The organism is Pseudochrobactrum sp. AO18b (assembly GCF_000409565.1).
Taxonomy (GTDB): Bacteria; Pseudomonadota; Alphaproteobacteria; order Rhizobiales; family Rhizobiaceae; genus Pseudochrobactrum; species Pseudochrobactrum saccharolyticum.
The window spans coordinates 1-10,971 of record NZ_ANNO01000226.1 but is presented as its reverse complement, the minus strand read 5'-3'; the positions used below and the strand labels follow the sequence as shown (position 1 = coordinate 10,971).

Below are 10,971 nucleotides of genomic sequence, written 5' to 3'. Positions count from 1 at the left end.
TTTTTTATATGCGGATTTTATACTGATTTACTCAGCGGATTTATTGCGGCGACGCGCCAGCATATTGAGGATTTCGACCAGCGCCGAGAAGCCCATCGCAGCATAGATATAGCCTTTCGGCACATGATAACCGAAGCCATCGGCAATCAGGGTCATACCGATCATCAGCAGGAAGCCCAGCGCCAGCATAACGATTGTCGGGTTCTTACCGATAAAGTGCGACAGCGGGTCAGCAGCAAGCAGCATCACTGTTACAGCACCGACAACAGCAATCACCATGATCACGATCTCATCGGTCATACCTACCGCTGTGATGATACTGTCGACCGAGAAGACCAGATCAAGCAACAGGATCTGTGTAATTGCAGCACCCATGCTCAATGTCACAACTTTACCTGCACCGGCTTTGGCACCGTCATGAGGATCAACCGTGTGATGAATTTCCTTGGTCGCTTTCCAGACAAGGAACAGACCACCGGCAATCAGAATAATATCGCGCCATGAGAACTGATTACCGAACAGCTCAATCACCGGATCCTTCATCTGTACGATAATGGAAATTGTGAAAAGCAGTCCGAGACGCAGGATCAGCGCAGCACCAATACCAATTTTTCGGGCTTTTGCCTGCTGATGCAGCGGCAGCTTATTGGTGAGGATCGAGATAAAGATCAGATTATCAATGCCGAGAACAATTTCCATGACCAGCAATGTGACCAAGGCAGCCCATCCCGCAGGGCTGTCCAAAAAACCAAAATACTCAGCGAAAAATTCCATTCAGGCGCCCTTTGCGTCGAAGAATTATTGATAGATCTGTAATGTAAGCATATCCGGCAAATACCATGCGGCTTTGCATCAGATAGTGCGCAAAGCCAAAGAGACAGGTGAGCTGCGTCATTTTACTTATGACAAAACAGTTCAAAACTCAGTCCATGTTCCGGTTATAAACCGCCTATACAGGCAATAAAGACTTGAACACGCACAGATATTTTACAATCTCATGAAATCACGAGACAGGCACATGGGAAAAGAATGCCTGTTTTTCAATAAAACAGAAGCCCAACATTTTATTTCTGCCTGAAATATTTCGCATGTTCAGCCAAACAAAAAAACCGCATATCCGTAAAATATGCGGGTCTTATAATTTTATTTAGCAAAACGATACTTCAGCGCCAGAAAGACGGAATGGTTTCTTCAAGCCGCGGCCCGATGCGCAATGGCGCCGCCTTTTCTGCCAGACCAGTACGATCTGAGATTTCAACCCCGATACCGCTGATGGTTGCAGGGCCACTGACAGCCTCAAAGCGCCCCTTCGGCACTTTGGAGAGAAAACGGTTGAGCGGCTCTTCTTTGTCCATACCCAGCGATGAATCATAATCACCGCACATACCGGCATCAGACATATAGGCCGTACCATTGGTCAGAATTTGGCAGTCAGCTGTCGGTACATGGGTATGCGTTCCCACAACCAGACTGGCGCGGCCATCGACAAAATGGCCGAAACACTGCTTTTCACTGGTGGCTTCCGCGTGAAAATCAAAGATCACCGCATCTGCCTGTTCACCAAGCGGGCAGGCTCCGAGAATTTCCTCACCGGCCTTAAACGGATCATCCAGATCAGGATGCATAAAAACGCGCCCCATAATATTGGCGACCAGCACGCGCGCACCGTTCTTAGCAATATAGAGACCGGAACCTTTACCGGCAGTGCCTTTCGGAAAATTCGCAGGGCGCAAAAAGCGATCTTCGCGGCGGGAGAAATCCAGAGCTTCGCGCTGATCCCAGACATGATTGCCGGTGGTCATGACATCGGCACCGGCACGGATGGTCTCATGAAAGATTTCTTCCGTTACCCCGAAGCCACCGGCAGCATTTTCACCGTTAACAACGACAAAATCCAGTTTCAGATCAGAAATCAGACCCGGTAATTTTTCAAAAACTGCTGTGCGACCGGAGCGGCCAACCATATCACCCAAGAAAAGAAAACGCATAGATCCTTCAAACCTGCTTTTGGATTTTCCGCAAATATCACGCAAATATCACACTGGCGATGCCGCAATAAGTCCGGTTTCAGTCAGAATATAATTCAATGCCACATCATGTGGCTCATGGGCTATGTGATCTACCCGTTGGGCATCAAACGCAACACCTATCAGCAGCGGATGCTTATTTTTATGGTGTAAAGCTGCAATTGCACGGTCATAATAGCCCGCACCATAGCCGATCCGGTTGCCTGCACCGTCAAATGCCGCCAGCGGAATCAGCATAATATCGGGATCAACAACCGGCGCATCGGCCGGTGGCCCCATTGTACCAAAGCCCGTCTCAACCAGCGTATCGCCAAAAGACAAGGTGCGGAATTCAATAGTCTGCTTATCCAAAATCGCCGGCACACAGAGTGTCATGCCACGCGCTTCAAGCACCCGCATTAATGGTCGCGGATCAATTTCCGAGCGGATCGGCCAGAAACCGGAGACACAGGCCTTCTCAGGCAGAGTAATACCGTTCAGAAAGTTCTGAACAATGGTCTCAGAAGCAGTGTTACGGAAAATTTCAGGGAGAGCATTGCGCGCCTGCAGAACGGATTTTCGCAAATCGGCCTTCTGCATTTTCAGATCACCATCCGCCATGCTCATTTTCCTTCATTTCACACACCTAGAGCGCCGTGTGCCATACTTGCACACAAAACTCGCTCTAACACTTTAAAATTAGAGCATAATTTCACCTTAAACTGATCCAAGTTTAAGGAATTATGCTCTAAACGCCTCTTTCCGATTAAAACAGAAAGACGCGAAAAAAGGCAAATATGAAAGAGGAAAGAGCGGCGAACCACAGCGACCGATGAAGCGATTGATCCCGGGAACCTACAACGTAGGTGGGCACCATATGAAGAAGCCCTCGAGCCTCCTCAGGGACAGTTCCCTTAGAGATCAATAAGGCCCCGGGGATGTTAAACCTTCTGTCGTGAAGAGCAGTACGCCTGTATTTATTATAGGGATTCTGATGCCCCTGTACCAGAGGGCATTCTCGCGGATACAGATTTTTTTATTCAACTCATCACAATAAATCAGAACTGCCAGATCAAGTGCCGCGTGGTGCAATTTTTTTAGCCAGACCTTCAATCTGATGGGCAGCACGTGCCACTGCCTGTGTCAAAGCGCTGTCGCTTTTATCGGCACGGGACAAAGCATCATCACGGGAGCGACGCAGCGTTTCCGCTTCATTTTCCAGCCCCTGCAAGCGTTTTTGCAATTCGGCCAGCTCGTCCATCACCATAATACCGGCCATAACGGTCAGGCGCAGATCGCCGATTTCACCGAAAGAGCCTTTGAGATGCATGACATATTGGTCAAAACGGTCAGCCAGACCGGAGAGATGCTCTTCCTGACCCTCGTCACAGGCCATACGATAGGCTTTGCCATCGATTGTCACTGTTACTGTAGCCATGGGACCTCCGTTCTGCCGTTTTTTATTATTTTGCCGTGCAAGCTATAGAACATAAATAGCTGCTAAATTTTGTCCGGCAAGAGCCTCAACGATCGAGAACCGTGCGGATTGTTTCCATAGCCGTTACCAGCCGCCGCGAGACTTCACGATTGGCTGTCTCCAGCCGCTCGGCACGAGCCTCAGACAAATCAAGTTCCTGTGCCAGCTTGGAGCGGTCAGCATTCATGCGCTGTACTTCTTCTTCCGCTTCCACAAAGTCCCCCTCTTTTTCAAGCCGTAATTCAACAGCCTGCTCAAGAGTTGTCATTGCTTTTTCCAGTTGTTCAATCGCCTGTCTGAGCGTAATTTCTGAAGCCATATTCTTTCCCTTTGCCGATAACGGCTTTTCAAAATAAGGCCGAATCGTCATGCCGGAAGCGGCAGATTTGCCATCACTTTAATAAGCACAATGCTGTGAAGCAACAAATGTCACACAAAGGCGTTAACTCATACACCATATTTACAACGGGGTTTGACAAGCGCAGTTGTAACTTCAACCGTTTTAAGCGCGCACACTGTGTCGCATGCAGGCCTGAAATCCCCTGTTATACGTGCAGAATGCCAGCGCTTTGTTGACTCTCTTCATGCAAATGTTATGTGTCGCCAACCCTTGCAGCAGAGCTCTTTTTATCTTTTTACTGCAAGTTATGTCCTAATGCTCACAAATCTGCCGATGTCTGAGGCTAACAGCTCTTTACACATTCTGCAGGCACCACAGGAAAGACAGCCGAAACCATGAGTAATTCCGATAAACAGAACCAGATGGCCAACGCAATCCGCTTCCTGTCTGTGGACGCAGTAGAAAAAGCCAATTCGGGCCATCCGGGCCTGCCGATGGGCGCAGCTGATATTGCGACCACGCTTTACACCCGTTTCATGTCCCATGATCCGCAGAACACCACATGGCCTGACCGTGACCGTTTTGTCCTGTCCGCAGGCCATGGTTCGATGCTGCTTTACTCCCTGATGTATCTGACCGGCTATGAAGACATCACGCTCGACGAAATCAAAAATTTCCGTCAACTCGGTCACCGCACCGCAGGCCATCCGGAATTCGGCCATGCTGCCGGTATTGAAACCACGACCGGTCCGCTCGGTCAGGGTATTGCCAACGGCGTTGGTATGGCACTGGCAGAACGTATTCTGAACGCAGAATTCGGTGATGCACTTGTCAACCACCACACATATGTTCTGGTTGGCGACGGCTGCCTGATGGAAGGTATCAGCCAGGAAGCGATTTCGCTGGCCGGTCACCTCAAGCTGAACCGTCTGATCGTTCTCTGGGATGACAACAATATCTCCATCGACGGTCCGATCTCCCTGTCCGATTCCACCAATCAGTGCGCCCGCTTTGAAGCTTCCGGCTGGAATACGCTGAAAGTTGACGGTCACGATCAGGATGCAATTGCCAAGGCTATTGAATTCGCCAAAGCTTCTGACAAGCCGACCATGATCGCCTGCAAAACCACCATCGGTTTTGGTTCGCCCCACAAGGCTGGCACCAGCAAGGTTCACGGTTCGCCGCTCGGCGCAGAAGAAATTGCAGCCACCCGCAAGGCACTCGGCTGGGAATATGAGCCATTTGCTGTCCCGCAGGATGTGCTTGATGCATGGCGTCTGGCTGGCCTGAACTCCGCGAAGAAGCGTATCGAATGGGAAAAGCGCTTTGCTGCCGCTGACGCATCGGTTCGTGCAGAATTTGAACGCCGTATGCGCGGCGATCTGCCAAGCGCCTTCAATCAGGCGATCATCGACTATAAGAAAAAGCTCTCGGAAGATAAGCCGAAGGTTGCCACCCGTAAATCTTCGGAAATGGCTCTGGAAGTTATCAACGGCGTTGTACCGGAAACCATCGGCGGCTCCGCTGACCTTACCGGCTCCAACAACACGCTGACCTCGCAGACCAAGCCGATTACACCGGATAATTACCATGGCCGTTTCGTCCATTACGGTATCCGTGAGCTCGGCATGTCCGCTGCAATGAACGGTATGGCGCTGCATGGCGGTGTTATCCCTTATTCCGGCACCTTCCTCTGCTTCTCCGACTATGCACGTCCGGCCATGCGCCTGTCCTCGCTGATGGGCATCCGCGTTGCTTATGTCATGACCCACGATTCCATCGGTCTTGGTGAAGACGGCCCGACACACCAGCCGGTTGAACATCTGGCTGCATTACGCGCTATTCCGAACCATTTCGTATTCCGTCCGGCTGATGCGGTTGAAACTGCTGAATGCTGGCAGATTGCACTGAATTCGACCAAAACACCGTCGACACTGGCTCTGACCCGTCAGAACCTGCCGACCGTGCGCACCCAGCACGATGATGACAATCTCTGCGCCTATGGTGCCTATGAACTGGCGACCGCATCGGATGATGCAAAAGTCACCATTTTCGCCACCGGTTCAGAAGTTGAAATCGCGCTCAATGCCCGCACACAGCTGGAAGCCAAAGGCATTCCGACCCGCGTGGTTTCCGTTCCTTGCTTTGAACTGTTTGAAAACCAGACAGCAGCCTATCAGAAAGCACTGATCGGTACTGCGCCGGTACGTATTGCGGTTGAAGCAGCAATTTCCATGGGCTGGGAACGCTTCATCGGCGAAAACGGCGCATTCATCGGCATGAAAGGCTTCGGCGCTTCCGGCCCGATCAATGATCTCTACAAGCATTTCGGCATCACTGCAGAAGCTGTGGTTGCCGCAGCAGAAGCCAAGCTGAGCTAATTTATCAGGAGTAATCAGGTGACCTGATTACTCCTTTTTCTCTCTCAGCCTGCAAAAGCAGACTGAAAAACATCGAACAGTTTCGGGAGTCATAATATGGCAGTTCGCGTCGCTATTAACGGTTTTGGTCGTATCGGCCGTAACGTCCTGCGCGCCATCATCGAATCGGGTCGTACCGATATCGAAGTTGTAGCAATCAACGATCTGGGTCCGGTTGAAACCAATGCGCATCTTCTGCGCTATGACAGCGTTCACGGCCGTTTTCCGGCAGAAGTGACTGTCAAAGGCGACACCATCAATGTTGGCCGCGGCGCGATGAAAGTTCACGCTGTGCGCAATCCTGCTGAACTGCCATGGGCAGCTGAAGGCGTGGACATTGCTCTGGAATGCACCGGTATTTTCGCAACCCGCGATAAAGCTGCTGCCCATCTGGAAGCCGGTGCCAAGCGCGTTATCGTTTCCGCGCCTGCGGACAATGCTGACCTGACTGTTGTTTACGGCGTCAACCATGACAAGCTGAGCAAAGATCATCTGGTCATTTCCAATGCGTCCTGCACCACCAACTGCCTTGCACCGGTGGCTCAGGTTCTCAATGACGCAATCGGCATTGAAAAAGGCTTCATGACCACGATCCACTCCTATACCGGTGACCAGCCGACGCTGGATACCATGCATAAGGATCTGTATCGTGCCCGCGCTGCTGCCCTGTCGATGATCCCGACTTCAACCGGTGCGGCTAAAGCTGTTGGTCTGGTTCTGCCGGAACTCAAAGGCAAGCTCGACGGCGTTGCAATCCGCGTACCAACCCCGAATGTTTCCGTTGTTGACCTGACATTTGAAGCAAAGCGCTCCACAACTGTTGAAGAAATCAACAATGCAATCCGCGAAGCTGCCAATGGCCGCCTCAAAGGCATTCTCGGCTTTACTGATGAGCCGCTGGTTTCCATCGACTTCAACCACAACCCGCATTCATCCGTATTCCATATGGATCAGACCAAAGTTATGGAAGGCACCATGGTGCGCATCCTGACCTGGTACGACAATGAATGGGGCTTCTCAAACCGCATGAGCGATACTGCGGTTGCGCTTGGCAAGCTGATCTAAGCATCTGCTCGGACCAAATATGCCGAAGCCGCGTGCCCTCACTGGACGCGCGGCTTTTTTATTCCGCAAAAACCGGAGACCTCTTATGAATTTCCGCACTCTTAAAGACGCAGATGTTGCTTCAAAGCGCGTGCTTGTCCGCGTAGACCTGAACGTACCGATGCAGGACGGCAAAGTCTCGGATACCACCCGTATTGACCGTATCATTCCGACCATCAATGCTTTGCGTGAACGTGGCGCCAAAGTCATTCTGCTTGCTCATTTCGGTCGCCCGAAAGGCGAAGTCAAAGCTGAATTCTCGCTGGAACAGATCGTGCCTGCTTTGGCACATGCGGTTAAGCATCATGTTGCTTTCGCAAAGGACTGCATCGGTGATGCAGCTGCTGCAGCCGTTAACGCCATGAAGGACGGCGATGTTCTGCTCCTTGAAAATACCCGTTTTCACAAAGGCGAAGAAAAAAACGACGCTGATTTCGTCAAGGCGCTTGCTGCCAATGGCGATATCTATGTCAATGATGCTTTCTCGGCTGCGCACCGCGCTCATGCCTCGACAGAAGGTCTGGCGCATGTTCTGCCTGCTTTTGCCGGTCTGACCATGGAAGCCGAGCTGACAGCACTGGAAAAAGGTCTCGGCCAGCCAGCCCGTCCGGTGATCGCGATTGTCGGCGGTGCCAAAGTTTCCACCAAGATTGACCTGCTCTCCAACCTTGTTGAAAAGGTTGATGCTCTGGTGATCGGCGGTGGTATGGCCAATACTTTCCTTGCAGCACAAGGCCACAATGTCGGTAAATCGCTCTGCGAACATGATCTGGCCGATACAGCCCGTGCGATTATGGCAAAAGCGGATAGCGCCAATTGCGCCATTATTCTGCCGGTTGATGCTGTGGTTGCATGGCATTTTGCAGCAGATGCCCCGCACCAGAATTATGGTGTGGATGCAATCCCGCATGACGGCATGATGCTGGATGTGGGCCCGCTCTCGGTTGACCGTATCAATGCGGCAATCAGCGATGCCTCCACTCTGGTCTGGAACGGCCCGCTCGGTGCTTTTGAACTGCATCCTTTTGATGCGGCAACTGTATCCGCAGCCAAGCATGCGGCTGAACGCACCAAACAGGGTAAGCTGGTTTCCGTTGCCGGCGGCGGTGATACTGTTGCAGCGCTGAACCACGCCAAAGTCAGCGATGATTTCTCCTATGTCTCCACTGCAGGCGGTGTGTGGGGGGGGGCTTTTTTAATATCTGATCATTTCGGTGTCAGGCGAAGTAACCGCCCCGGAATATCATCTTCGATCACATAGACGGAACCGTCTTTGGCAATCGCCACATCGCGGATACGGTTTTCCATATCATAGCGCTCCGCTTCATCAGCACTCCCATCCTCTTTGAACTCAACCCGTATCAAAGCCATGGAAGCAAGGCCGCCGATCAGCGCCGAGCCTTTCCAGTTTTTGAACAATACGCCTTCATAAAAAGCGAGCCCTGCAGGCGCAATCACCGGTGTCCAATAAACTACCGGCGGTTCAAACTCCGGTCGTGTTTCATGGTGCGGAATCGGCTCACCACTATATTGCGTGCCATTCGACACAACCGGCCAGCCGTAATTCAAGCCCTGTTTAATCAGGTTCAACTCATCCCCGCCTTTAGGCCCCATTTCATGCAGCCATAATTTGCCATCAGGTGCAAAAGCCAGTCCGTAAGGATTGCGATGGCCGGTTGTCCATGTCAGCGCCCGTGCATTATCCTCATCCTGCCCTGCCAGATCGGCACGCGGATTATCCTGCGGCACAGAACCGTCGCGGTTAAAGCGCAGCACTTTACCCAGAGCCAGTTTCGGATCTTGTGCGGTTTTCGGGTTCATCCGGTCACCGGAGCTTAAATAGAGATATTTTCCGTTCGGTGAGAAAGCGATAATGCCGCCCGGTTGCCCCCATTTGCTTTTCGGCAGCTGTCGCCACATCACAGTCAGGTCATCGAGTGCGGCCTTGCCATCCTTTTCGCTCAATTTTGCTCGTGCCAGCACCAGCGAACTGACAATATCTTTCCCGCTGCGTTCCGGTTCGGCATAGGTGAAATAGACCAGCCGGTCAGAGGTAAAATCCGGTGAGACAGCAATATCCAGCAAGCCATTCTGTCCTTCAAAAGATACAGCAGGCACATTGCTGACTTCGGTCTTTTTACCAGCCCGATCAGTCAGAAAAATATGTCCGGCTTTTTCCGTTACCAGCAGACGCTGATCCGGCAAAAAAGCAATCGCCCACGGCGTATTAAATTCGGCAATTTCCTGCACTTTAAACGGATTTTCAGCAACCGCTGCGCGACCACCGGCATTAACAGATTGGGATGCAAAAACCGGCGGACTGAACAGGCCGGCTGCTATTGCAGAGACCAGAAAATAACGAATGCCTGCATGTTTCAGACCTGTAATCTTGATGCGTCCGTTCAGCACGCTCTCCCCCTTGACCGGTTGATTATGACTGGCTGTATCAAACGCAATCCAACGGCTGTTGACAAGTCTGTTGTGCAGATAAACTTATCCGGTAATTTTAACCAGTTTTAAGAAAACTTGTCCGAACTTAATCGGTTAAAATTAATTCAATCGGTTCAAGTGCTTGGCACAGTATTTGTTTTATCCGGCACATCTGCTATCGGCTGGGTACCAATTTCCAACGCCCTTCTTAACACGGAGTTTTTTATGAGCGAACGTCTCGAAGATATTGCAGTTGCCATGGTAGCAAAAGGCAAAGGCATTCTTGCCGCCGATGAAAGCTCCGGTACAATTAAGAAGCGCTTTGACAGCATCAATCTGACTTCGACAGAAGATGCGCGCCGCGATTACCGCGAAATGCTGTTCCGCGCTGATGATGCGATGAAGAACTACATTTCCGGCGTTATTCTTTATGATGAAACCCTGCGCCAGAGCGCCCGTGACGGCACTCGTCTTGCAGACCTCATCAAAGCAGCCGGCTCTATCCCAGGTATCAAGGTTGATGCCGGTGCCAAGTCTCTGGCCGGTTTTGCTGACGAAACCATCACCGAAGGTCTTGATGGCCTGCGTGAACGCCTGAATGAATATTACGAACTCGGTGCACGTTTTGCCAAATGGCGCGGCGTTATTGCAATCTCCGACAAGCTGCCGACATGGGGCGCAGTTCGTCAGAACGCACAGGCACTGGCTCGCTATGCAGCTCTGTGTCAGGAAGCCGGTATTGTGCCGATCGTTGAGCCGGAAATCCTTATGGACGGCGTACCGGGCGACCATTCCGTTGAACGTTGCTACGAAGTGACCGATCTGGTTCTGAAAACCGTTTTCAACGAACTCTACGATGCCCGCGTTAAGCTCGAAGGTATGATCCTCAAGCCAAACATGGTTATCGATGGTAAGAACGCCCGTAAGGCTTCTGTTGAACAGGTTGCTGAACTCACCGTTCGCGTACTCAAAGCCAATGTTCCTTCAGCCGTTCCTGGTATTGCATTCCTTTCCGGCGGTCAGTCGGATATTGAAGCAACTGCACATCTCTCCGCAATGAATGCCGGTTATGATATGCCTTGGAACCTGACCTTCTCCTATGGCCGCGCTCTGCAGGCTGCTGCCATCAAGGCATGGGGCGGTAAAGACGACAACGTTCCTGCAGCACAGGCTGCCTTCACCCATCCCGCCCCC

10 protein-coding genes and 1 other RNA gene are annotated in these 10,971 nt (G+C 51.5%); 4 read left to right on the top strand and 7 right to left on the bottom strand.

Going from position 1 to position 10,971, the window contains the following annotated elements; translation table 11 throughout:
* Window positions 1-27 precede the first annotated feature (27 nt).
* From A918_RS0109440 to A918_RS0109420, 6 genes are all read right to left on the bottom strand, one after another.
* Window positions 28-774: a TerC family protein gene (locus tag A918_RS0109440; RefSeq protein WP_022710825.1), complete on the bottom strand. Its 747-nt coding sequence runs from the start codon at window positions 772-774 to the stop codon at window positions 28-30.
* 389 nt (window positions 775-1,163) lie between these two features.
* Window positions 1,164-1,988, bottom strand: coding sequence for a TIGR00282 family metallophosphoesterase (locus A918_RS0109435; protein ID WP_022710824.1), 825 nt, complete (start codon window positions 1,986-1,988; stop codon window positions 1,164-1,166).
* A gap of 48 nt (window positions 1,989-2,036) precedes the next feature.
* Window positions 2,037-2,633: a 5-formyltetrahydrofolate cyclo-ligase gene (locus tag A918_RS0109430; protein ID WP_371257513.1), complete on the bottom strand. Its 597-nt coding sequence runs from the start codon at window positions 2,631-2,633 to the stop codon at window positions 2,037-2,039.
* Between the two features lie 186 nt (window positions 2,634-2,819).
* A non-coding RNA gene (gene ssrS / locus A918_RS21510) (6S RNA) lies at window positions 2,820-2,978 on the bottom strand.
* A 100-nt stretch (window positions 2,979-3,078) separates the two neighbouring features.
* The gene (locus tag A918_RS0109425) at window positions 3,079-3,444 is read right to left on the bottom strand and encodes a cell division protein ZapA (protein WP_022710822.1); all 366 of its coding nucleotides are present in this window, start codon (window positions 3,442-3,444) and stop codon (window positions 3,079-3,081) included.
* Window positions 3,445-3,529: 85 nt separating this feature from the next.
* Window positions 3,530-3,802 (bottom strand): DUF4164 domain-containing protein, encoded by a 273-nt coding sequence (locus A918_RS0109420; protein ID WP_028233611.1) that lies wholly within the window; start codon window positions 3,800-3,802, stop codon window positions 3,530-3,532.
* Between the two features lie 416 nt (window positions 3,803-4,218).
* Between A918_RS0109420 and tkt the strand changes: the two genes are divergently transcribed.
* The 3 genes from tkt (at window position 4,219) to pgk (ending at window position 8,608) form a co-directional block, all read left to right on the top strand.
* The gene (gene tkt, locus A918_RS0109415; protein ID WP_022710821.1) at window positions 4,219-6,204 is read left to right on the top strand and encodes a transketolase; all 1,986 of its coding nucleotides are present in this window, start codon (window positions 4,219-4,221) and stop codon (window positions 6,202-6,204) included.
* 96 nt (window positions 6,205-6,300) lie between these two features.
* The gene (gap, locus tag A918_RS0109410; protein WP_022710820.1) at window positions 6,301-7,308 is read left to right on the top strand and encodes a type I glyceraldehyde-3-phosphate dehydrogenase; all 1,008 of its coding nucleotides are present in this window, start codon (window positions 6,301-6,303) and stop codon (window positions 7,306-7,308) included.
* An 85-nt stretch (window positions 7,309-7,393) separates the two neighbouring features.
* Window positions 7,394-8,608, top strand: a complete 1,215-nt coding sequence (pgk, locus tag A918_RS20050; RefSeq protein WP_022710819.1) for a phosphoglycerate kinase — start codon at window positions 7,394-7,396, stop codon at window positions 8,606-8,608.
* Here the strand turns inward: pgk and A918_RS0109400 are convergent.
* A complete protein-coding gene (locus A918_RS0109400) occupies window positions 8,554-9,711 on the bottom strand; it encodes a PQQ-dependent sugar dehydrogenase (RefSeq protein ID WP_028233610.1) in 1,158 nt (385 codons plus the stop codon). The genes pgk and A918_RS0109400 overlap by 55 nt on opposite strands.
* A gap of 291 nt (window positions 9,712-10,002) precedes the next feature.
* Between A918_RS0109400 and A918_RS0109395 the strand changes: the two genes are divergently transcribed.
* Window positions 10,003-10,971: class I fructose-bisphosphate aldolase (locus tag A918_RS0109395; RefSeq protein WP_022710817.1), on the top strand; the 969-nt coding region annotated here is incomplete at its 3' end.